This window comes from Streptomyces sp. NPDC055099 (genome assembly GCF_053607685.1).
Window position 1 is genome coordinate 483559 of record NZ_JBSGUA010000004.1, and the last position, 20585, is coordinate 504143.

21 protein-coding genes are annotated in these 20585 nt (G+C 71.7%); 8 read left to right on the forward strand and 13 right to left on the reverse strand.

What is annotated here, in order from left to right:
- Positions 1-9: 9 nt before the first annotated feature.
- From ACWFRU_RS13685 to ACWFRU_RS13705, 5 genes are all read left to right on the forward strand, one after another.
- The gene (locus ACWFRU_RS13685) at positions 10-1548 is read left to right on the forward strand and encodes an acyl-CoA synthetase (protein ID WP_453686499.1); all 1539 of its coding nucleotides are present in this window, start codon (positions 10-12) and stop codon (positions 1546-1548) included.
- Positions 1545-2000, forward strand: coding sequence for a MaoC family dehydratase (locus ACWFRU_RS13690; protein ID WP_453686500.1), 456 nt, complete (start codon positions 1545-1547; stop codon positions 1998-2000). The genes ACWFRU_RS13685 and ACWFRU_RS13690 overlap by 4 nt, the downstream gene beginning before the upstream one ends.
- Before the next feature lie 13 nt (positions 2001-2013).
- On the forward strand, positions 2014-3414 hold the full coding sequence (locus ACWFRU_RS13695; protein WP_453686502.1) for an MFS transporter: 1401 nt from the start codon (positions 2014-2016) through the stop codon (positions 3412-3414).
- The gene (locus ACWFRU_RS13700) at positions 3411-4787 is read left to right on the forward strand and encodes an alpha/beta hydrolase family protein (protein WP_453686504.1); all 1377 of its coding nucleotides are present in this window, start codon (positions 3411-3413) and stop codon (positions 4785-4787) included. The genes ACWFRU_RS13695 and ACWFRU_RS13700 overlap by 4 nt, the downstream gene beginning before the upstream one ends.
- Before the next feature lie 222 nt (positions 4788-5009).
- Positions 5010-6476 carry a carbohydrate-binding protein gene (locus ACWFRU_RS13705; RefSeq protein ID WP_453686506.1) on the forward strand — a complete coding sequence of 489 codons (1467 nt, stop codon included), beginning with the start codon at positions 5010-5012 and terminating at the stop codon, positions 6474-6476.
- A 38-nt stretch (positions 6477-6514) separates the two neighbouring features.
- On the opposite strand, the gene ACWFRU_RS13710 is transcribed toward ACWFRU_RS13705, so the two are convergent.
- From ACWFRU_RS13710 to ACWFRU_RS13735, 6 genes are all read right to left on the reverse strand, one after another.
- Positions 6515-7615 carry a serine hydrolase domain-containing protein gene (locus ACWFRU_RS13710; protein ID WP_453686508.1) on the reverse strand — a complete coding sequence of 367 codons (1101 nt, stop codon included), beginning with the start codon at positions 7613-7615 and terminating at the stop codon, positions 6515-6517.
- Complete coding sequence (locus ACWFRU_RS13715) at positions 7612-8535, reverse strand: DUF6895 family protein (protein ID WP_453686510.1); 924 nt, start codon at positions 8533-8535, stop codon at positions 7612-7614. The genes ACWFRU_RS13710 and ACWFRU_RS13715 overlap by 4 nt, the downstream gene beginning before the upstream one ends.
- Positions 8532-9569, reverse strand: coding sequence for a DUF6895 family protein (locus ACWFRU_RS13720; RefSeq protein WP_453686512.1), 1038 nt, complete (start codon positions 9567-9569; stop codon positions 8532-8534). The genes ACWFRU_RS13715 and ACWFRU_RS13720 overlap by 4 nt, the downstream gene beginning before the upstream one ends.
- A complete protein-coding gene (locus tag ACWFRU_RS13725; protein ID WP_453686802.1) occupies positions 9566-10273 on the reverse strand; it encodes a hypothetical protein in 708 nt (235 codons plus the stop codon). Before ACWFRU_RS13725 ends, ACWFRU_RS13720 begins: the two co-directional genes overlap by 4 nt.
- An 11-nt stretch (positions 10274-10284) precedes the next feature.
- On the reverse strand, positions 10285-10467 hold the full coding sequence (locus ACWFRU_RS13730; RefSeq protein ID WP_363207207.1) for a hypothetical protein: 183 nt from the start codon (positions 10465-10467) through the stop codon (positions 10285-10287).
- A 342-nt stretch (positions 10468-10809) separates the two neighbouring features.
- Complete coding sequence (locus tag ACWFRU_RS13735) at positions 10810-11775, reverse strand: pirin family protein (protein WP_453686514.1); 966 nt, start codon at positions 11773-11775, stop codon at positions 10810-10812.
- A 149-nt stretch (positions 11776-11924) separates the two neighbouring features.
- Between ACWFRU_RS13735 and ACWFRU_RS13740 the strand changes: the two genes are divergently transcribed.
- Positions 11925-12272, forward strand: coding sequence for a tetratricopeptide repeat protein (locus ACWFRU_RS13740; RefSeq protein ID WP_453686516.1), 348 nt, complete (start codon positions 11925-11927; stop codon positions 12270-12272).
- Positions 12273-12354: 82 nt separating this feature from the next.
- On the opposite strand, the gene crcB (ACWFRU_RS13745) is transcribed toward ACWFRU_RS13740, so the two are convergent.
- The 3 genes from crcB (ACWFRU_RS13745) to ACWFRU_RS13755 form a co-directional block, all read right to left on the reverse strand.
- The gene (gene crcB, locus ACWFRU_RS13745; protein ID WP_453686519.1) at positions 12355-12729 is read right to left on the reverse strand and encodes a fluoride efflux transporter CrcB; all 375 of its coding nucleotides are present in this window, start codon (positions 12727-12729) and stop codon (positions 12355-12357) included.
- Between the two features lie 13 nt (positions 12730-12742).
- Positions 12743-13159, reverse strand: coding sequence for a fluoride efflux transporter CrcB (crcB, locus tag ACWFRU_RS13750; protein ID WP_453686520.1), 417 nt, complete (start codon positions 13157-13159; stop codon positions 12743-12745).
- An 89-nt stretch (positions 13160-13248) separates the two neighbouring features.
- The gene (locus ACWFRU_RS13755) at positions 13249-13614 is read right to left on the reverse strand and encodes an ArsR/SmtB family transcription factor (protein WP_453686522.1); all 366 of its coding nucleotides are present in this window, start codon (positions 13612-13614) and stop codon (positions 13249-13251) included.
- A gap of 103 nt (positions 13615-13717) precedes the next feature.
- On the opposite strand from ACWFRU_RS13755, the gene ACWFRU_RS13760 reads away from it, so the two are divergent.
- On the forward strand, positions 13718-15709 hold the full coding sequence (locus tag ACWFRU_RS13760) for a heavy metal translocating P-type ATPase (RefSeq protein ID WP_453686524.1): 1992 nt from the start codon (positions 13718-13720) through the stop codon (positions 15707-15709).
- Between the two features lie 12 nt (positions 15710-15721).
- Here ACWFRU_RS13760 and ACWFRU_RS13765 read toward each other — a convergent pair whose 3' ends face one another.
- From ACWFRU_RS13765 to ACWFRU_RS13775, 3 genes are all read right to left on the reverse strand, one after another.
- Positions 15722-16462: a TetR/AcrR family transcriptional regulator gene (locus tag ACWFRU_RS13765; protein ID WP_453686526.1), complete on the reverse strand. Its 741-nt coding sequence runs from the start codon at positions 16460-16462 to the stop codon at positions 15722-15724.
- A complete protein-coding gene (locus tag ACWFRU_RS13770; protein ID WP_365815133.1) occupies positions 16459-17208 on the reverse strand; it encodes an SDR family oxidoreductase in 750 nt (249 codons plus the stop codon). Before ACWFRU_RS13770 ends, ACWFRU_RS13765 begins: the two co-directional genes overlap by 4 nt.
- 145 nt (positions 17209-17353) lie before the next feature.
- Complete coding sequence (locus ACWFRU_RS13775; protein ID WP_453686529.1) at positions 17354-18781, reverse strand: dihydrolipoyl dehydrogenase family protein; 1428 nt, start codon at positions 18779-18781, stop codon at positions 17354-17356.
- Between the two features lie 143 nt (positions 18782-18924).
- Here ACWFRU_RS13775 and trxA point away from each other — a divergent pair, with 143 nt between their 5' ends.
- Entirely contained in the window at positions 18925-19314 is a 390-nt protein-coding gene (gene trxA / locus ACWFRU_RS13780; RefSeq protein ID WP_453686530.1) for a thioredoxin, read from the forward strand.
- A gap of 47 nt (positions 19315-19361) precedes the next feature.
- On the opposite strand, the gene ACWFRU_RS13785 is transcribed toward trxA, so the two are convergent.
- Positions 19362-20414, reverse strand: a complete 1053-nt coding sequence (locus ACWFRU_RS13785) for a LacI family DNA-binding transcriptional regulator (RefSeq protein WP_453686532.1) — start codon at positions 20412-20414, stop codon at positions 19362-19364.
- Positions 20415-20585: the final 171 nt, after the last annotated feature.

A 20585-nucleotide genomic window follows, 5' to 3' on the forward strand; every position in this document is an offset into this window, starting at 1 on the left:
GGGCGCGCCATGCGCAACGAAGGACTCGGCTCCTGGCCCGCCCGCCGGGCCCGCAAGACCCCGCACCGCACCGCCCTCACCCACCAGGGCCGCACCATCAGCTACGCCGTGCTGCACTCCCGCGTCCTGCGGCTCGCCCACGCCCTGCGCGCCCATGGCGTCCGGCGCGGGGACCGGGTCGCCTACCTCGGGCCCAATCACCCCGCCTACCTGGAGACCTTCTTCGCGGCAGGCGCGCTCGGCGCGGTCTTCGTGCCGCTCAACACCCGCCTGGCCGCGCCCGAGATCGCGTATCAACTCGCCGACGCGGGCGCCCGGACGCTCGTCCACTCCCCCGCGCACGCCTCAGTCGTGGCGGATCTTCGGCAGACGGCGGGGCAAGTGGTTCTCGCGGTCGAAGTGGGTGCGGAGTACGAGGCGTTGCTCGGCGGCTCGGTGGAGGAAGTCCTCGACGAGGCGGTCGGCGGGGACGACGTATGCCTCCTGATGTACACCTCCGGAACCACAGGCCGCCCCAAAGGCGCCATGCTGACCCACGCCAACCTCACCTGGAACGCCGTGAACGTCCTGGTCGACGCCGACCTCACCGCCGACACGGTCGCCCTGGTCTCCGCCCCGCTCTTCCACGCCGCGGCGCTCGGCATGCTCACCCTGCCCGTGCTCCTGAAGGGCGGCCACTGCGTGCTCGTCGAGTCCTTCGACCCGGCCGAGACCCTGGACCTCGTCGAACAGCACGGTGTCGGCGCGCTGTTCGGGGTCCCCACGATGTACGAGCGCCTCACCCGCCAACCGCGCTGGCGGACGGCCGACCTGTCCACGCTGCGCATCCTGATGTGCGGCGGGGCGCCCGTGCCCGCGCCCCTGATCGAGACGTACGCGGAGCGCGGGCTCGCCTTCCAGCAGGGGTACGGGATGACGGAGACCGCGCCCGGCGTCCTCTATCTCGACGCCGAGCACGCACAGCGCAAGGCGGGCTCGGCCGGGGTGCCGCACTTCTTCACCGACGTACGCGTCGTGCGTCCCGATCTCAGTCCGGCGGGTACGGGGGAAACCGGCGAGGTGCTGGTGCGGGGGCCCCATGTGACGCCCGGATACTGGCAGTTGCCCGACGAGACCGCGGCCGCCTTCGCCGACGGATGGTTCCGCACCGGGGATGCCGCCCGGGTGGACGCCGACGGCTTCGTCACCATCGCCGACCGCCTCAAGGACATGATCATCTCGGGCGGCGAGAACATCTACCCCGCCGAGGTCGAGAGCGCCCTGCTCGCCCACCCCGACGTGGTGGAGTGCGCCGTCATCGGCGTGCCCGACGCACGCTGGGGCGAAGTGCCGCGCGCCGTCGTCGTGCCCCGCGAGGGCACGGCCCCCGCCCCGGACGACGTACTCGGCTTCCTCGCGGGCCGGCTCGCCCCGTACAAGGTCCCCAAGTCGGTGGTGTGCGTGGACGAACTGCCGCGCACCGCCTCCGGGAAGCTCCACAAGCCCAGCCTGCGCCGCGACCACGGCGGCACGGCGACACCGACCCCTCAGGGAGGAACCCCCCAATGACCGTCACCGCCAACGGACTTGACGAACTGCACACCCTCGCGGGCAGCGAGCTCGGCGTCACCGACTGGCTCGAGGTCGGCCAGGACCGCATCGACACCTTCGCCGACGCGACCGACGACCACCAGTGGATCCACACCGACCCCGAGAAGGCGGCACAGGGCCCCTTCGGGGCAACGATCGCGCACGGCCATCTCACCCTCTCCCTCTTCATCCCGCTCTTCACCGACCTCCTCGACGTCCAGGGCGTCACCACGAAGGTCAACTACGGCCTGGACAAGGTGCGTTTCCCCTCCCCTGTGAAGGCCGGCTCCCGGATACGTCTGCGCGCCACGCTCGCCTCCGTCGACGAGGTGCGCGGCGGGGTGCAGATCGCGGTCGACGGCACGGTCGAGATCGAGGGCGGCGACAAGCCCGCCTGTGTCCTGCGCAGTCTGTCCCGCTTCTACGCCTGAGGAGCCCGACACCATGACGCACCCACCCACCGGGAAGCCCACGGGGAAGCCCACCGAGACGCCCGCCGAGACGGCGAGCTCCCAGGCCGGCCCCGAGGAGAGACCCGGGCAACTGCGCCGCGTCGCCCTCTCCGGCCTGCTCGGCACCGCGATCGAGTTCTACGACTTCCTCGTGTACGGCACCGTCGCCGCGCTCGTCTTCGGCGACCTCTTCTTCCCCGAGGCCGACCCGGCGGTGGGCACGGTGGCCGCCTTCGGCACGTTCGCCGCGGGCTATCTCGCCCGCCCCCTAGGCGGCATCGTCTTCGGCCACTTCGGCGACCGGCTCGGCCGCAAGTCGATGATGCTCCTCACCATGGTCCTGATGGGCGCGGGCAGCTTCCTCATCGGTCTGCTGCCCACGTACGACGTGATCGGCGTCTGGGCGCCCGTACTGCTCGTGCTGCTCCGCGTCCTGCAGGGCATCGCGATCGGCGGCGAGTGGGGCGGCGCCACGCTCATGGTCGCCGAGCACGCGGGCGACCGGCCACGCGGCCTGTGGACCAGCTTCACCCAGCTCGGCGCCCCGCTGGGCACCGTGCTGTCCACCGGGGTGGTCGCACTGGTGAGCACCCTGCCCGACGACGACTTCCGGGCCTGGGGCTGGCGCGTGCCGTTCCTGCTCTCCTTCCTGCTGCTGGGCGCGGGCCTCTACATCCGCCTCAAGGTCACCGAGAGCCCGCTCTTCGCCTCGCTCTCGCAGCGGCAGGAGCGCGCGCGAATGCCGCTGCTCGAAGTCCTGCGGGCGCCGCGCCCCGTCCTGCTGGCCTCGGCGGTCGGCATCGGGCCGTTCACCGCGCAGGCGCTGATGACGAGCTTCATGATCTCGTACGCCGTGGACGAGGGATACACGCGCCCGCAGGTGCTGACCGGGGTCACCGTGGCCTCCTGTGTGGCCCTCGTGGTGCTGCCCTGCGCGAACCTGCTCTCCGACCGCTTCGGGCGCCGCCCCCTCGTCCTGGCCGGGGCACTGCTTTCGGCGGCCACGGCCTTCCCGGTCTTCGCCCTCGTGGACAGCCACCGGCCCGGACTGCTGGTCCTCGCCTGCGTGATCGGCCACGGGATCGCCCAGTCCGTGATGTACGGACCGCTGGGAGCGCTGTTCAGCGAGATGTTCTCTACCCGGGTGCGCTACACGGGCGCCTCGCTCGGCTACCAGACGGCGACGCTGCTCGGCGCCGGTTTCTCGCCGCTGATCGCCAGCGGGCTGCTCGCCGCCCACGACTCCAGCGACGCGGTCGCGCTGCTGCTCACGGCCGGCGCCGTGATCACCGCGATCGCTGTGTGGCGGGTCGGGGAGACGGGCGCCAACCGTCTCGACGCACCACTCGAAGCACGAGCCGGGCAACGCGACGCACAAGGAGAAAGCACATGAGCCACCGCCCCCTCGCCGGCCTCGCCGCCCTGCTGCTTCTCGTCGCGGCGCCCCAGGCGTCCGCCACCACCGCACCACCCACCGCCGCACCACCCACCGTCCGCCACCTGGAGGGCACCCTGCCCTCCGGCGCCGCGTACGTGATCGACACCCCGGACGCCTGGAACGGCACCGTCCTCCTCTTCAGCCACGGATACCGTCCCGAGGGCGCCCCGAACCCGGCCGCGAACGCCCCCGACGAGACCACCAAGCGGCTTCTTCTGAAGGAGGGTTACGCACTGGTCGGCTCCTCGTACGCGACGACGGGCTGGTCCGTGGAACAGGCGGTGCCCGACCAACTGGCCGCCCTCGACGCCTTCACCGGGAAAGTCGGCGAAGCCAGGCGGACGCTCGCCTGGGGCCAGTCACTCGGCGGTCTGATCACCACGACGATCGCCGAGCGCCATCCGGGACGCGTCGACGGCTCCCTGTCCATGTGCGGCCTGGTCCACGGCGGGGTCGCCAACTGGAACTCGACTCTGGACGCCACCTTCGCGCTGCGCACACTCCTGGCCCCGCCGTCCGGTGACTCCGGAATCCGCCTGACGGGCTTCAAGGACGCCTCCGACGCGGCCAAGTCCGCCAAGCGCCTCGGCGCGACCCTCGGCACAGCGCAGAAGACGGCGGACGGCCGGGCCCGCATAGCCCTCGCCGCCGCGCTGCACGCCATCCCCGGCTGGAACGACCCCGCCACGCCACGCCCGGCCCCGGACGACCACGCCACCCGACAGGCGAATCAGTACACCGCCGTACGCGGCCTGGTGGCGCAGCCCGGCTTCGTCTGGCGGGAGGAGGCCGAGCGCCGCGCGGGCGGCAACATGTCCTGGAACACGGGCGTCGACTACGCGGCGATGCTGGCACGCTCCGACGACCACAAGGAGGTCAAGGCCCTCTACAAGTCGGCGGGCCTCTCGCTCCGGGACGACCTCCGCGACCTGGCCCGCGCGCCCCGCGTCAGCGCCGAGCCGCGGGCGGTGCGCTACATGACCGAGCACGCCGCGCCCTCGGGCCGCCTGAGCACACCTCAGTTCACCGTCCACACCACCGGCGACGCGCTCGTCCCCGTGCAGGTGGAGAACGCGTACCACCGCGCGGTCACCAGGGCGGGCCGCACCCCGCTGCTGCGCCAGGCGTACACGTCGAACGCCGGGCACTGCACCTTCAGCCCCGCCGAACAGCTCGCCGCCGTCCACACGATCGATCACCGGGTCACCACGGGCCACTGGGCCGACACATCACCAAAGGCGCTCAACTCCCGAGCCCACCATGCCGACCCGACCACGCCCTCGCGTTATGCGTCGTACCGGCCGGGTCCTTATCCGCGACCCTTCTGACGCCACGTCGATCTGACGTCACGTCGAGTGGTATCCGATGACCCCGTCCATTTCCCTGTCGATGCGGCCCGGACATTGGGCCGGGTGGGTCGCTGGTGTGGTCCGTTGTGCCGAACTGGGGGCGTGGGGGAGTTTTCTGACTTGGTGTCGGCAAAGCCTATATTCCGATGTTTTCCGCCTTCACCCCGTCGCACCGGATCTTCCGAGGATGAGGAATCACTCATGGCTGACCGACACGCCGACCGACCCGGCCAAACCGGCCATCCTGCCCGTCCCGCCAGCCCTGTCAGCTCTGCCCGTCCCGCCCGACTCGCCGGCTTCGCCGTGACCGTGCTCGGCGCGTTCGCACTGACGGGGATGCCGGTGGCCGCCGCCGTCGCCCCGTCCGCGCCGCCGCCTCCGCCGGTGCCCGCACCGCAGTCCTCCGCGGGGCCGGCGCTCCCGTCGGCCGCGCAGACGCTGGCTGCCGACAAGCCGTCGAAGGCTTTGCTGCAGGCGCTGCAGCGTGACCTGAAGTTGTCGGGTGAGCAGGCGCGCACGCGGCTGGTGAACGAGGCGGAGGCCGGCACGCGGGCGGGCCGGCTGCAGACCGCGCTGGGCAAGGACTTCGCGGGCGCCTGGGTGCAGGGCGCGACCTCCGCCCGCCTGGTGGTGGCGACCACGGATGCCACGGATGTGCCTGCCATCAAGGCGGAGGGGGCGCAGGCCAAGGTCGTCACGCATGGCCTGGGAGAGCTGGAGGCGCTCACGAAGAAGCTGAATGCCGCCGCGGTGGCGGGAGCGGGTCTGGACACGCCGGTGCGCTACGTCGACGTGCGGGCCAACAAGGCGGCGGTCCAGGCGACGAGCGCCGCGGCCGCCGACAAGCTGATCGCGGCCGCCCAGGTCGACCGGCGGCTCCTGGACGTCAAGGTGTCGGCCGACCGTCCGCGCGCGCTGCACGACGTCCGCGGGGGCGACGCGTACTACATCGACGAGAAGGCCCGCTGTTCGGTGGGGTTCTCGGTGACCAAGGGTGCACAGGAGGGCTTCGCCAGCGCCGGGCACTGCGGCAAGGCGGGCGCCAAGACCACCGGCTTCAACAAGGTCGCCCAAGGTGCCTTCGAGGCGTCGGTCTTCCCGGCCAAGGACATGTCCTGGGTCGGCGTGAACGACCAGTGGACCGCCACGCCCCGGGTCAAGGGCGAGAAGGAGACGGACGTACAGGTCGCCGGGTCGGTACAGGCTCTGGTGGGCGCCGCCGTCTGCCGGTCGGGTTCCACCACCGGCTGGCACTGCGGGACCATCGAGCAGCACGGCACCAGCGTGAGCTACGCGGAGGGCGTCATCGAGGGGGTCACCCGCACCACGGTGTGCGCGGAGCCCGGTGACTCCGGCGGCTCCTACATCTCCGGCACCCAGGCCCAGGGAGTGACCTCGGGGGGCACTGGTGACTGCAAGAGCGGCGGGATCACGTTCCATCAGCCGTTGAACCCGCTGCTCGACGAGTTCGACCTCACGTTGAAGACCGCCCCCGCCCAGCGCGAGCCCAGCACCCAGGAGGCCTCGGGCAGTTGGGGTACGGGCAGGGTCTATGAGACCGGGACACGGGTGACCTACAACGGCATCACCTATGTGTGCCTGCAGCCGCATCAGGCGCAGGGCGTGTGGCAGCCGGCCCGCACGCCGGCCCTGTGGCAGCGCGTCTGACGAACCGTCCGGTCAGCGCATGGGGCCCACCCGAGGGCTCAGGTCTGTGCCAGCAGTGCGTACGCCGTTGCCACGAACGTTTCGCGGGCGTGGTAGCGGCGGGTGCAGACGGCGGCCAGGGCTGTCCCGGTGTCGGGCCGGAAGCCCAGGAAGGCCTGCTGGCCCAGGGTGGCTCCGCAGTGGAAGTAGAGCGGGCCGTGCTCGGCGGGGTGCTGGAACCAGCCGATGGTGTGCGTGTGCCGGTGCCCCCAGCCGCGCCGGATGACCGGGCGGGCCGCCGCCCGCAGGGCCGCGGCCAGGGGGCTGCCCGTCGGGTCGAGGTGGGCTTCGAGGAAGGTCAGCAGGTCGTGCGGGGTGGCACGGATCGCGCCTGCCGCCTCGAAGCCGCCGATGGTCAGCGGGGGCGTGGGCGTGGCGCCGTCCTTGCGGTGGCCGGTGGCGTCGGTGTCCGGGCCGGTGGGATGCAGGGCCGTGCCGCCAAGGCCCAGGGGGCGCAGCACCTGTTCGGTGAGCAGGTCGTCCCAGGGCGTGGCGGTGGCGGCGGCCAAGGCGTGACCGAGCACGGCGACACCGAAGTTGGAGTAGTGCCAGCGAGAACCCGGCCGCCGGGGTGGACGGCGGCGTACGAAGGCGTCGATGACGTGCCGGTCCCGAAAACCGGCGTAGGGGTTGGTGCGCCAGGTGGGCAGGGCCCGGGGGTAGAAGTCGGCGGGCAGGGCGGGCAGGCCGGACGTGTGGGTGATCAGGTGGGCGAGGGTGACGGGGTCCGCGCCCGTACGCCGGGCCGGGGCGAGGAGGGAAAGCGCCGGCTCGCCCGCGGAGAGAGTGCCGGATTGCGTCAGGTGGGCCAGGAGCAGCGCGGTGAACGTCTTGGAAGCCGACCCGATCTCGTAACGCAACTGGTCACGGGGTACGGGCGGCGGTTGTGCCGTGCCGCCGCAGCGCACGGTGCGCCGGCCGTGGCGGGACAGCGCGAAGACGGCGTCGGGTGCCCGTACCGCTTCGATGGCGTCGTCCAGCCGTCGGCTCACCGTCTCGTCGTCGTCATCCTGCGGGCGGGGCTGCGCCGGGGGGTGGCGGGGCGGGTCTTCGTGGGCTTCGCGTGACTCGCCCGGCCAGGGCGGGTGCGGGGGCGTCATGCGGGTGTGGAGTGGGTGAGTTGTGTCAGGGCGCGGGAGGTCGCCATGACGGAGGCGAAGGCGGCGACGAGCGTGGGGTGGTAGATGAGGTCGAAGAGTTCTTCGGGCTCGCCCTGCGGGATGGTGCGTACGGCCGGCATGGCCCCGTCGGGCTGTTGCGCGGCGGCGAAGCCCTCCCAGGCACGCTCGTCGAGGGCGGGGCGGGGCAGGCAGGCGTCGACGACGAGGAGTTCGCCCAGCAGGTCCCAGCGCTCCAGGTCGAGCCAGTCGTCCAGCCAGGCGGGCAGCCAGTGGCTCAGGTAGTCGGCGATCGGGGGCGGGATGTTGTCCGGGCTTTTGCCCCAGTCGGTGAGATGGAAGACGGTGTGGGTGATGTCGTAGGCCGTGTGTCCTTCCACGGTCCAGGGTTCGGGGGTGCGCCCCAGCCATGTCCGGCCGATGACCTCGGATTCCGGCGGCCTCGGCTCGAGCCCGCCGCGGCGTTGGAACGCGGAGAGCCCCAGGCGGCGCACGGGTGACATCTCGTGGGCGGCGAAACTCTCCAGGCTCTGGTTGAGCCGGACCATCTCCTCGAAGGCGGGATGGCTGTAGCCCAGCTCCTTGAAGGGGAGGTACACCTCGAAGGGAATGGGCGAGAGCAGTTCGATGCGCTGGGCGCGCACCAGCATTTGACCGCCGTCCAGGGTGTCGCGCCAGGCGTGGTCGAGCAGTTGCCGTGCCAGCTGCGCCTGCCGGGACCCGGCCACACCTTCGCGGAACAGCACCGCGCAGATGAGGGCCAGTTCGCCGACCGGTTTGAAGCGCTCCAGAAAGCCCACTTCCGGGTCGACGTCCGGTTCCAGGCGAAACCCGTCGCGGTGGGCGTGCAGCCACTCCAGGGCGCGGCTGCCGACGGTGTGCATGAGGCGGGTGCTGGTCATCTCGCCACTCCTCGTCCCCGCTGTCCGCCCTGTCCCTGCCGCGCGACGGGCGGGTGTTCCGGCTGCTGGTGTTCCGGCTGCGCGAGTGCGTGGGCCTTCCCGTTCGCCGCGGGGCGGGTACCGGTGTCCTCGCGCAGCGCGTCGGCGGTCAGTACGGCGGCGAAGGCCGTCATCAGAGTCGAGTGGTAGCAACCGATGAAGTCGGAGGCGGGCACCCGGCCGCCCCGCCCGGAGCCGATCTCCGGAACGGCGCCGGTCGCGTCCTGCGCTCGGGCGAGTCGCGTCCAGGCGTCCCGCAGCATCGTGCGGTCGGGCGGGCCGGGCAGGCTGCCCGCCACGGCAAGGAGCTCGCAGCTCAGGTCCCACCGCTCGTCCTCAAGGCAGGTGTCCAGCCAGGGAGGAAGCCACTGCGACAGATAGGCGGCGACGGGTGGCGGCACATGGTGCGGGGTCGCCCCCCAGTCAGTGAGGTGGAAGATGACGTGGGTGAGCGTGTAACCGGCGTCCCCTTCGAACATCCAGGGTTCCGGAAGGCCGCCGAGCCAGGTGCGCTCCAACGCGCGCTCCATGCCCTGGTGCGGCCGAATGCCCATGTGGCGTTCGGAGTTGAGGATGCCGAGGCGCCGGTTGGGCTGCTGTTCGGTCACCTGCCAGGAGCGGGTACGGGCCACCGTCGCGGCCGCCTTCTCGAAGGCCTCGTGGCGCAGCCCGGCCGAGGCGAACGCCGCGTAGATCTCCGAGGGGTACGTCGCGAACGGCTCCAGGCGCTGCAACTGGCACAGGAGGTCGCCTTGTTCGGTCTGCCGCCAGGCGAAGGCCAGCAGTTCCTGTGCTTGTTCGTGCAGCGGCGAGGACGCCTCGCTGTGCCGGCGCACGGTGACGCACACATGCGCCAGTTCTCCCAGCGGCTTCCAGGTGAAGTTCACGTTGCCGCTCTCGGCCAGCGCGTCGTCCCCCAGCGCGAAGTCGGCACGGTGCTCGGACACCCAGGCCAGCGCCGATCCGGCGATCCCCCGGACATCGCGCGCCCTCACCCCGGCACCCCGGCCCGCAGCAGTTGCGCCGCCTCCACCTGCAGCACCACGCGGGGGTCCGTGGAGCCCATGTGTGCCACGAACTCCAGCCCGGCCTCCAGGCCGAGTGTGTCCGGCACCCCGTCGAGCAGGACCAGCCAGCGGCCCGCTCCGGCGGCTTGCAGCCAGTCGCGGCGCCGGACCGCGCGGACGAAGCCGCGGGCGACGTCCACGGACCGTGTGCGGGCCACCCGGGCCACCTCACAGTCGGTCCCGGGCACCGCGAGGGGGGCCAGCACGGCGAGTTGATGGGTCAGCACCTGCCACGGGGCGTCCTCCAGCCAGGCGGCCCGGGGCTGTGTCGCGTGGTCGGGCGCGCCGTCGAAGGAGGCGTCGAGTCCCGCCAGTGTGCGTCGCATGGCCCAGTGGCTCCACAGTGACGTGGGCGAGGCATCGGCGGGGGGCGGGTAGGCCTGCACGGCTTGGCCGAACAGGGCGAGATCGTCGGGTTCGAGCGGCGTACGGCGCAGGACGCCCGGCAGCACGGCGTCGGCGCCCACCACCCGCACGGCGGCGAGAGCGAGGCCGTCGGCGGCCGCCCCGTCGGGCCCGGCCACACTGCCGGTCAGCCGGAACCGGCCCCCGCTCCGGAGAGCGGAGACCAGTTCCGATGTGAGGCCCTGCACCGCGCCCGCCAGAGGCGTCGTAGTGCCTGAGTCCTCCATACCGGTGCCCGTCAAGCCTTCTTGGGCCGCGGTGTCGGAGGCGACAACAGCAGGGAGATCGTCCCGCCCGTCAGGGCCAGTGCCGCACATTCGCGGCTGTCGCGGTAGGAGCCGTCGGCCTCGACCGGGTCGAGAGCCGCCTCAACGTCCAGCGTTTCGGCTACGTCCTGATCTGTGAATTCGGTGGAAGCCATGCTTCTACCTCTTCCATCATAGAACGCCGGGTCGCCCACGTAATGCCAGCGTGTTTCCCGCACGTACTGCCAGTCGTGGAAACTCAGCGCATGGATTTCCTTTACCTCATGTGCATTAGGGAAATACACGAAGAGGCAAGGCCTTACATGCCGCACGCCTCTGAACTGCGTTCTTCGAGGCGCCTCTATAAGCCTAGACGAACAACCACGGAGCAGCATCCGCAGGCAATATTTGGCTTATCAACTATCGCGACCTGTACGGGCATTGGCTGCGTGAAGCCATCGGGCGCGGGAGAATTCGCCCCCGCCATGGAATATGCCAGGGTCACGCAGCCGTGTGCTTCAGCGCACCCGTCCCCGCGGTTTCAGCGGCACGGGCGGCAAGGACGGCGCGGGGATGCGGTCGCCGTCGTAGCCCTTCACCTCGCCGAAGCGCGAGGCGTCCATCCAGTCCGAACGCGCTTGCGCGATCTCCTCGTTGGACCGCCCGATGAAGTTCCACCACATGATCAGTTCCTCGTCGAACGGCTCGCCGCCGAGGAGCATCAGGTCCGCGTCCGACTCGGCGCGCAGCGGCAGTTCGGTGCGGCCGCAGCCCAGGTACAGCATCGAGCCGGGCAGCACGGGGACGCCGTCCACCCGGGTCTCGCCGGACATGCACAGGACGGCGTACTCGAAGTCGGGGTTCAGCGGCAGGCGTACGTCCGCGTCGCGGGCCAGGGCGAGATCGGCGCCCACGATCGGGGTGTAGGTCGTGCCGGGCGACGTGGCGCCGTCGACCGTGCCGAGGATGAGGGTCGCCGTCAGGCCGGGGGCCGTGACCAAGGGCAGCTCCGCGTGGTGCTCGAAGCGCGGGTCGGTGTTGCGGTGGGCGTCGGGCAGGGCCACCCACAGCTGGGCGCCGTGCAGGAAGCGGGCATGCGACCTGGGGCTCTCCTCGGAGTGCGAGATCGCCCGGCCCGAGGTCATCAGGCCCAGCTCGCGCGGGCGGATCGTCTGGAGGCTGCCGGTGGAGTCGCGGTGCAGGACCTCGCCCTCGTGCAGCCAGCTGACCGTCTGCAGGCCCATGTGCGGGTGGGGGCCCACCTGCATGCCGGGCTCCTCGGCGATGTCGTCGGGGCCGTAGTGGTCCACGAAGCACCAGGCGCCGACCATGCGGCGGCCCAGGTTGGGCAGCAGGCGGCGGACCTCGGTGGACTCGCCGAGCTTGACCTGTCGGGGGCTGAGGAGTTCACGGACCGGTTCGGCGACGACGAACCCGCGACCACCGCACAGGGACGGGACCGCCTCACGATCAAGATTGCTCATGTCGCACAACCTAGACCCGTGGAGCACCGGGCGTCAGGCACGCACGTCGGTCATTGCGGAGCAACCCCGCCAGCGCTGCCGTCCCGGCCGGATTATTTAGTGGAATTTTTAACTAACCCTGACCGTTGGAGCGCTCGAAGGAGGCAACAGTGGACACGATGTACTACGACCACGGAACCGCGGCGGAGCGCTGGGAGCGCGCGCGGCAGTTCTTCGACGCCAAGGAGTACGCCACGGCGGCGCGCATCCTCGACGCCCTGGCCGACGAGGTGCCTGAGCAGGTCGCCCCGCGTCTGCTGCTGGCCCGCGCCTACTACCACTCGGCGCAACTGCTGCGCGCGGAGGCCGAGTTGCGTACGGTCATCGAGCTCGACCCCGTCGAGCAGTACGCCAGGCTGCTGCTCGGCCGCACGCTGGAGCGGCAGGGACGGGACGCGGACGCGGCCCCGCACCTGCGGATGGCGGCGGCCCTCTCCGGGGACTTCGCCGGGGCCTGATCCCTGGAGCGAGAGGCCCGACCCCGGGAGCGGGAAGTCTGATCCCGGGAGCGAGCGGTCCGGTTCCGGGCGTGACGCGCGCTCACGCCCAGAACGCCTCCGCCAACGCGAGACCCACGAAGACCGCGCCGAGCGCGGCGACCACGCCGGCCACGACATTGACCGCGGCGTAGAACCTGGCACCGCCCTCGGTGAGCCGCAGCGTCTCGTACGAGAAGGTCGAGTACGTCGTCAGGGCCCCGCACAGGCCGGTGCCGAGGAAGAGCTGCGTGTGGGAGGAGGCGGCGCCCGCGACCGTCGCGCCCGTGAGCACGCCGAGGATCAGGCTGCCCGCCACGTTGACGGTGAGCGTTCCCCACGGGAAGACCGTGTCGTGCCTGGCCTGCACGGCCCGGTCGGTGAGGAACCGCAGCGGGGCGCCGATCATCGCCCCGGCCACCACACAGAGCCAGTTCACCGGACCACCCCGGTCATGTCCGCCTCCGTACGACCGTCGGTACTACCAGGCGGCGGGTCACCCACGCCGCGCTCCACACCGCCGCGAGGGCCGCGAGCAGCGTCAGTCCGAGATAGGCGAGCCCCGTGCCGGCGTGGCCGCCCGCCACCAGGCGCTCGATGTCCACGGCATAGGTGGAGAAGGTGGTGAAGCCGCCGAGCACGCCGGTGCCGAAGAAGGGCCTCAGCAGCCGGTGCGGGGCCCGCATCTCGGTGAGGATCGCCATGAAGGCGCCCATGACCGCGCATCCGACGACGTTCACCAGGAGCGTCGTCGTGGGGAAGGTGCCGGGGGCGGTCGGCCAGATCAGGGACGCGCCATAGCGCGCCGACGCGCCGATCGCGCCGCCGACGGCCACGACCGCCACCACGGGCCACACGCCGTGTCTCACCTGTCTCACCTGCGCGGAATCGAGAAGCGCCACAGTAGGACGTCGCCAAAGAACGTCACTGGAGCACGCCACTGAAGATCGTCCTCAGGCTAGCCGCCCGGCGGGGTGTCCCGCAGACCGAGGCGCAGGTGCTCGACGTGGAAGAGCGCCTGGTCGAGGAGTTCGGCCACGTGGTGGTCGTAGAGGGCGTAGATGACCGAACGGCCGCGCCGTTCGCCGGTGATGAGGCCGAGATTGCGCAGCAGGCGCAGCTGATGGGAGCAGGCCGACTGCTCCATGCCGACCGCTTCGGCCAGATCACCGGCGGCGCAGGGGCCCTCCTGCAGTCGGGCGAGGATCAGCAGCCGCGAAGGCGTCGCCAGGGCCTGGAGCGTGGCGGCGACGTCGGCGGCCCCCACGCTGTCCAGGCGTTCGCGCGTGGTGGCGTTGCTCTTGTCGTCGACTCCGTGGCCCATGGCGCCATCCTATCGATGACACATGTACGCATGAAAAGCTGTTCATTCATTCCTGTACGGTGTGGACGTTGCCGTTCTCCAGCCCGTGAAGGGTCGCCTCGCCATGCCCACTGCCCTGATCCCCCGCCCCGACCAGGGGACCCCCGCCGGTCCAGCGGCGCCTCCTCGCCGCCGCACCCGCGTCCTCGCGCTGGCCGAGGCCCGCTGGGCGGCCGCGGCCACAGTCGCGTTCCTGATCGCGCTGCCGCTCGAACTGGCCGGGACGCCTTCATGGCTGTGGGGCGCGCTGTACGCCGTCGCGTACGTCGCCGGGGGCTGGGAGCCCGCGCTGGAGGGGCTGCGGGCACTGCGCGAGAAGACCCTGGACGTGGATCTGCTGATGATCGTCGCGGCCCTCGGCGCGGCCTCCATCGGACAGGTGATGGACGGGGCGCTGCTCGTCGTCATCTTCGCCACGTCGGGCGCCCTGGAGGCCCTGGCCACCGCCCGCACCGCCGATTCGGTGCGCAGCCTGCTCGACCTCGCGCCGACCACGGCCACGCGGGTGGGCGACGGTGGCGGCGAAGAGACCGTCGACACCGCCGAGTTGAAGGTCGGCGACGTCATCCTCGTACGGCCGGGTGAGCGGGTCGGCGCGGACGGCGAGGTGCTCGAAGGTGCCAGTGACGTCGATCAGGCGACGATCACCGGGGAGCCGCTGCCGGTCGCCAAGGGTGCCGGGGACGAGGTGTTCGCGGGCACGCTGAACGGGGCCGGGGCGCTGCGGGTGCGGGTCGGGCGTGACGCGTCGGACTCGGTGATCGCGCGGATCGTGGCGATGGTCGAGGAGGCGTCGGAGACCAAGGCGCCCACGCAGCTGTTCATCGAGAAGGTCGAGCAGCGGTACTCGCTCGGCATGGTCGTCGCCACGCTCGCCGTGTTCGCCGTGCCGCTGGCCTTCGGCGACGACCTGACCGGGGCGCTGCTGCGGGCCATGACGTTCATGATCGTGGCATCGCCGTGCGCGGTGGTCCTCGCCACGATGCCGCCGCTGCTCTCGGCGATCGCGAACGCGGGGCGGCACGGTGTCCTGGTGAAGTCGGCCGTCGTGATGGAGCGTCTGGGGCAGGTCGACGCGGTCGCCGTCGACAAGACGGGCACCCTCACCGAGGGGACGCCCCGGGTGACCGCCGTCCACGCGCTCCCCGGCAGCGGCCTGAGCGACGACACCCTTCTCGCGCTCGCGGCGGCGGCCGAGCACCGCAGCGAACACCCCCTGGCCCGCGCCGTGGTGAGCGCCGCGCGGGCGCGCGGCCTGGACCTTCCGCCGGTGACGGACTTCGCGTCGACCCCGGGCGTCGGGGTCAGCGCCACGGTCGGGGGCGCGGACGTCCGGGTGGGCGCTCCGGCACGGCTGCTCGAAACCGGGCCGAGCGACGCCCCCGCGGACGCGGCGAGCGACGAAGTCCACCTCCTCGCACGGCAGTTGGGCAAGGAGGGCCAGACGGCCGTTCTGGTGCTGCGCGACGGGGTCCCCGCGGGTGTGCTCGGCATCGCCGACCGTCTGCGCCCGGACGCCGCGACCACCGTGACCGCCCTGAAGGCCCTCACCGGTACGACCCCGATGCTGCTCACCGGAGACAACGCGCAGGCCGCGGCCCGGGTCGCGGCCGAGGTCGGCATCGAGGACGTACGGGCCGGACTGCTCCCGCAGGACAAGGTCACCGCGGTACGCGAGGCGGAGCGTGCGGGACGCAAGGTCCTCGTGATCGGAGACGGCGTCAACGACGCGCCCGCCCTCGCCGCGGCCCATACCGGCATCGCGATGGGCCGCGCGGGTTCCGACCTCGCCCTGGAAACCGCCGACGCGGTCATCGTGCGGGACGAACTCGCCACCGTGCCGAGGGTGATCGCCCTGTCCCGGCGCGCCCGCGGCCTTGTGGTGCAGAACCTGGTGATCGCCGGCACGTTCATCGCCGTACTGGTCACCTGGGACCTGGTCGGCAACCTGCCGCTCCCCCTCGGCGTGCTCGGCCACGAGGGCTCCACCGTGATCGTGGGCCTCAACGGGCTGCGACTGCTGCGGGAGGCGGCGTGGCGGGACGCGGGGAGCTGACGTCGCACACTCTCAGCGCGAGAGTCGGTCCAGCCACTCGGTGAGGAGGGCCGTCTCGGCGGAGGTGAGCGCCTGCGGCGGCTCCGCTGCCAGCGTCGCGCCCAACCTGGCCGCAGTGGCGGGCAGTTGAGACTCATCCTGCCCGGCACGCCGCGGCGTTTCGGGGCGGCCTTCGGTCGCTTCCGGGGTGAAGACGGCGGCGTGCACCGCGTCCCGTACGCGATGCGACAGGTCGGGGTCGGCGAACGTCGCCGGGCGGGAGACGAGCATGAGCGCCACGCCCACGTTGGCCGACATCACCATCTGGGCTGCCAGTTCGGGAGCCAGTCTCAACTTGCCCTGCGCCGCGGCCCGTTCCAGGTCACGCGTGAGGATCTGATGGGACTCCAGGGCCGCGGCGGGCGGGGTCCGCATCGCGGGCGAGTTCATCAGCCGGTACAGGTTCGGGTTCCGCAGCGCGAAGTCCACATGGCTGTCCCAGCCGTCGCGCAGGTCGCCGACCGGGTCCGCGGTGGCCTCTCGCCGCCGCTTGGTCGCCAGGTACCGGTCGAAGCCCTGGTCGACCACGGCCGCGAGCAGCCCCTGCTTGTCCCCGAAGTACCGGTACAGCGCCGGGGCGCCCACCTGCGCGGCCTCGCACACGGCCCGCGTGGAGACGTCTCCGTCGTCCGACTCCGCGACCAGGCGTGCCGCCACTTCCAGGATGCGTTCACGCGTACCGGCCCGGGGGGCGCCGGACGATCGAGCGGTCATACGATGCCGCCGTTGGCGCGCAGGACCTGGCCGTTGACCCAGCGGGCGGGGCCGGCGAGGAAGGAGACGACCTCACTGATGTCCTGTGGCGTGCCGAGCCGCTCCAGCGGCGGCTGGGCGGCCATCCTGGCGACGGTCTCCTCGTCCTTGCCGTCCAGGAACAGGGCGGTGGCGGTCGGCCCGGGGGCCACCGCGTTCACCGTGATGTCGCGGCCGCGCAGCTCCCTGGCCAGGATCAGCGTCATGGCCTCGACGGCGCCCTTGGTGGCCGCGTAGGCGCTGTAGCCGGGGATGGCGAGACCCACGACGGAGCTGGAGAAGTTGATGATCGCGCCACCGGCCCGCAGGCGGCGCGCGGCCTGCTGGTCGACGACGAACGTGCCGCGGATGTTGGTGCGGTGCATGCGGTCGAGGGCGTCCAGGTCGGTCTCGGCCAGCGGTGCGAGGGTCATGACGCCCGCCGCGTGGACGACGACGTCGATGCCGCCGAAGGTTTCCTCCGCCGCGTCGAAGAGGGCGGACACCGCGTTCTCGTCGGCCACGTCGGCGCGGTGCGCGATCGCCGCTCCCCCGGCGTCGGTGATCGCGGCCACCGCCGCGTCGGCCTCGGTCTTGTTGCCCGCGTAGTTGACGACGACGGCGAACCCGTCGGCGGCCAGCCGCTCGGCGCTCTCCCGGCCGATGCCGCGCGAACCGCCGGTGACCAGGGCCACCCGGCGGGACGCGCTCGACTGCTGCTCACTCATGGCGTTGCTCCCTGTTGCGAGTCCCGAGGGGTGGGCAGCGATGCCCACCCACCACCCGACGAAAGCAACGCTAACACTCACACGTTAGCAGTGCTACCCATCGCGAGTAGCACTGTTACGCCGACCGCGCGCGGCACCTGAGGGTCTAGCCGCGATACGTCTCCAACAGCCGCAACCACACCTCACTGACCGTGGGATACGCCGGAACCGCGTGCCACAACCGGTCGATCGGCACCTCCCCCGCGATCGCCACCGTCGCCGAGTGGATGAGTTCGCCGACGCCTGGACCCACGAAGGTCACGCCGAGCAGGACCTCGCGGTCGAGGTCGACGATCATGCGGGCACGGCCTTCGTAGCCGTCCGCGTAGAGGCCGGCCCCCGCCACGCCCGCCATGTCGTAGTCCACGGCGCGCACGCGATGTCCTGCGGATTCCGCCTCCGCGAGGGTCAGGCCCGCCGAAGCCGCCTCGGGGTCGGTGAAGACCACCTGGGGTACGGCGGCGTGGTCAGCGGTGGCCGAGTGCGCGCCCCAGGCGTCGGTCTCCAGGAGGGGCACGCCCTGGGCGCTTGCGGTGATCGCGGCCCCGGCGATGCGGGCCTGGTACTTGCCCTGATGGGTGAGGAGCGCGCGGTGGTTGGCGTCGCCCACCGCGTAGAGCCAGTCGCTGCCCTGCACCCGCAGGCTCTCGTCGACCGGAAGCCAGGAGCCCGGTTCCATGCCGATCGTCTCCAGGCCCAGGTCGTCGGTGCGCGGGGCACGGCCCGTGGCGAAGAGGATCTCGTCGGCCTCGAGGGTGCCACCGTCGCTCAGGGTCGCGGTAACCGTGCCGTTCTCCCGCCGCACGCCGGTCACGGAGACGCCCGTACGGACCTCGGCGCCCGCCTCCGTCAGCGCCTTGGTGACCAGTTCCCCGGCGAACGGCTCCATGCGCGGCAGCACGCCGTTCTCACCGCGGACGAGCAGGGTGACCTGCGAGCCGAGCGCCTGCCAGGCCGTGGCCATCTCCACGGCGACCACACCGCCGCCGACCACCGCGAGGCGGCCGGGCACGTGATCCGCGCTGGTGGCCTCGCGGCTCGTCCACGGCTTCACCTCGGCCAGACCCGGCAGGTCGGGCAGGGCTGCACGGGTGCCGGTGCACACCGCCACCGCGTGGCGGGCCGTGAGGGTCCGCTCGGTGTTGTCGGGGCTCGTGACGGTCACCTGGCGGGTGCCCGCGATGCGGCCGTGGCCGCGGTAGAGGTCGATGCCGATCGACTCCAGCCAGCCGACCTGGCCGTCGTCCTTCCAGTGGGAGGTGTAGTAGTCCCGGTGCGCCAAGACCGCCGACGCGTCCAGGGGCCCCTGCACCGACTGGCGCAGTCCGGGCACCCTGCGGGCGTCCGCGCGGGCGATCACCGGGCGCAGCAGGGCCTTGCTCGGCATGCACGCCCAGTACGAGCATTCGCCCCCGACGAGTTCGCTCTCCACGATCGCCACGCTCAGGCCGCCCGCACGGGCCCGGTCCGCGACGTTCTCCCCCACCGGACCAGCACCAAGGACCACTACGTCGTACGTCTTCGAATCCGTCATGGAAGCCAGTGTGGTCGCAGGTGTGCGCCGTGGCCACATGGGTACGCGCGCGACAGCGGGCACGGGTGAGCGCGCGGAATACGTCTGCCGCCCGGGCCGTTGTGCACTACGGCTTCGACTGACAGCAGGAAGAGGGAAACACCATGACCAGCACGACTGTGGAGCTCACCAAGGAGAACTTCGACCAGACGGTCACGGACAACGAATTCGTCCTGATCGACTTCTGGGCGGACTGGTGCGGTCCGTGCAAGTCGTTCGCTCCCGTCTACGACAAGGCCGCCGAAGCCAATCCCGACATGGTCTTCGGCAAGGTGGACACGGAGTCGCAGCCCGAGCTCGCTCAGGCCTTCGGCATCCAGTCGATCCCGACGCTGATGATCGTCCGCGATCAGGTGGCCGTGTTCGCGCAGCCCGGCGCCCTGCCGGAGGCCGCGCTCCAGGACGTCATCGGACAGGCCCGGCAGCTGGACATGGACGAGGTCCGCAGGTCCGTCGCCGAGGAGCAGGCCAAGGCCGAGGCGCAGGAGCAGTAAGCGGGAGCAGCAGGAAGGACCCGTAATACAGAGGGTCAACCGAGGGGTCAGCTCGACTCGCGGTGCACTGCCGTCGCACCGAGCACGTCGTGCACCTCGGGCTCCGTGCCCGGGTCACGCACGACCCGGTCGACGAGCTCCGCGAGCTTCTGACCCGACGGCAGCTCGATGCGGACCGTGCTGAGCCGCGGCCGCAGGAGCCTGCCGAGCATCAAGTCGTCGGCGCCGATCATCGCCGTCTCCTCGGGGACGGCGATGCCTTCGTCCTGCAACGCCCGCATCAGCAGCATCGCGAACTCGTCGTTGTACGTGAACACCCCGTCGACGCCGAGCGTGCGCCAGCGCGCCGCGAGCCGCGCCGCCGACTCCTCGTCGTAGGCGAGGGGCAGCTCGGTCATCGTGGCGTCCGTGCCGTACCGCGCCAGGGTGCGGCGGATACCTTCGGCGCGCGGGAGCGCGAAGGCTTCCAGGCCCCTCTCCTCGGGGATCACGACGCCGATGTGCCGGCTGCCGCGCTCCAGGAGGTGGGTGGCGGCGCACTGCCCCACCAGACGCTGGTCCATGAGCAGGGCGTGGGCGCCCTCCGCCCGCTGCGGGCCGATCGTGAAGACGGCCCTGGCGCCCGAGCGCTTCAGGACGTTCACACCGCGCGCGCCGAGCCCCGACGCGTCGGGGGCGAGGACCGCCACCGGGCGCAGCTCGGCCCAGGCGCGGGCCGCCTCCTCGCCGGTCAGGCCGAGGCTGCCGTACTGCACGACCGTGTAGTCGAAGCGGCTGAGAGCCCACTGCAGTTCGTTGAAGAACTCGCTGAAGAGCGGGCCCACCGGGATCTGCGGGGTGGGCATCAGGACCACCCGGGTGTGCCCGGCGCGCAGGCTGCGGGCCGCGGCGTGCGGGACGTAGCCCAGTTCCTTCGCAGCCTCGTGGACCCGGCGGCGGGTGGGTTCGCTGATGCGGACGGCGCTCGTGTTGTTCAGGACGTACGAGACGGTCGCGCGCGAGACCCCCGCCAGGCGTGCCACGTCGGCGCTCGTCGGCACGGAGTACTGCGCTGACTGCCGCGCGGACCGCTGTGCGTCTTTGTTCGGTATCTGCACCATGACGGGGCTCATCTTTCCAGACGGCGCGTGAGCGCTCCCACGCGGGCGCCGGGGCGCTCCCGGTCCGCGTCGGCGCGCCCCCGGCCGCCGTACGCGGCGTGAACTTCCCTGCCCACGTACCGCGTTCCCGACCGGCCGGTTAGCGTGCCTGCACCTGCCCGTCGATCAAAG

What these genes read in the sequence shown, in the direction of transcription:
- ACWFRU_RS13685 (WP_453686499.1), top strand. Translation starts at nt 10, where the DNA reads ATGCGCAACGAAGGACTCGGCTCCTGGCCCGCCCGCCGGGCCCGCAAG.
- ACWFRU_RS13690 (WP_453686500.1), top strand. Translation starts at nt 1,545, where the DNA reads ATGACCGTCACCGCCAACGGACTTGACGAACTGCACACCCTCGCGGGC.
- ACWFRU_RS13695 (WP_453686502.1), top strand. Translation starts at nt 2,014, where the DNA reads ATGACGCACCCACCCACCGGGAAGCCCACGGGGAAGCCCACCGAGACG.
- ACWFRU_RS13700 (WP_453686504.1), top strand. Translation starts at nt 3,411, where the DNA reads ATGAGCCACCGCCCCCTCGCCGGCCTCGCCGCCCTGCTGCTTCTCGTC.
- ACWFRU_RS13705 (WP_453686506.1), top strand. Translation starts at nt 5,010, where the DNA reads ATGGCTGACCGACACGCCGACCGACCCGGCCAAACCGGCCATCCTGCC.
- ACWFRU_RS13710 (WP_453686508.1), bottom strand. Translation starts at nt 7,615, where the DNA reads ATGACGCCCCCGCACCCGCCCTGGCCGGGCGAGTCACGCGAAGCCCAC.
- ACWFRU_RS13715 (WP_453686510.1), bottom strand. Translation starts at nt 8,535, where the DNA reads ATGACCAGCACCCGCCTCATGCACACCGTCGGCAGCCGCGCCCTGGAG.
- ACWFRU_RS13725 (WP_453686802.1), bottom strand. Translation starts at nt 10,273, where the DNA reads ATGGAGGACTCAGGCACTACGACGCCTCTGGCGGGCGCGGTGCAGGGC.
- ACWFRU_RS13730 (WP_363207207.1), bottom strand. Translation starts at nt 10,467, where the DNA reads ATGGCTTCCACCGAATTCACAGATCAGGACGTAGCCGAAACGCTGGAC.
- ACWFRU_RS13735 (WP_453686514.1), bottom strand. Translation starts at nt 11,775, where the DNA reads ATGAGCAATCTTGATCGTGAGGCGGTCCCGTCCCTGTGCGGTGGTCGC.
- ACWFRU_RS13755 (WP_453686522.1), bottom strand. Translation starts at nt 13,614, where the DNA reads ATGGGCCACGGAGTCGACGACAAGAGCAACGCCACCACGCGCGAACGC.
- ACWFRU_RS13760 (WP_453686524.1), top strand. Translation starts at nt 13,718, where the DNA reads ATGCCCACTGCCCTGATCCCCCGCCCCGACCAGGGGACCCCCGCCGGT.
- ACWFRU_RS13765 (WP_453686526.1), bottom strand. Translation starts at nt 16,462, where the DNA reads ATGACCGCTCGATCGTCCGGCGCCCCCCGGGCCGGTACGCGTGAACGC.
- ACWFRU_RS13770 (WP_365815133.1), bottom strand. Translation starts at nt 17,208, where the DNA reads ATGAGTGAGCAGCAGTCGAGCGCGTCCCGCCGGGTGGCCCTGGTCACC.
- ACWFRU_RS13775 (WP_453686529.1), bottom strand. Translation starts at nt 18,781, where the DNA reads ATGACGGATTCGAAGACGTACGACGTAGTGGTCCTTGGTGCTGGTCCG.
- trxA (WP_453686530.1), top strand. Translation starts at nt 18,925, where the DNA reads ATGACCAGCACGACTGTGGAGCTCACCAAGGAGAACTTCGACCAGACG.
- ACWFRU_RS13785 (WP_453686532.1), bottom strand. Translation starts at nt 20,414, where the DNA reads ATGGTGCAGATACCGAACAAAGACGCACAGCGGTCCGCGCGGCAGTCA.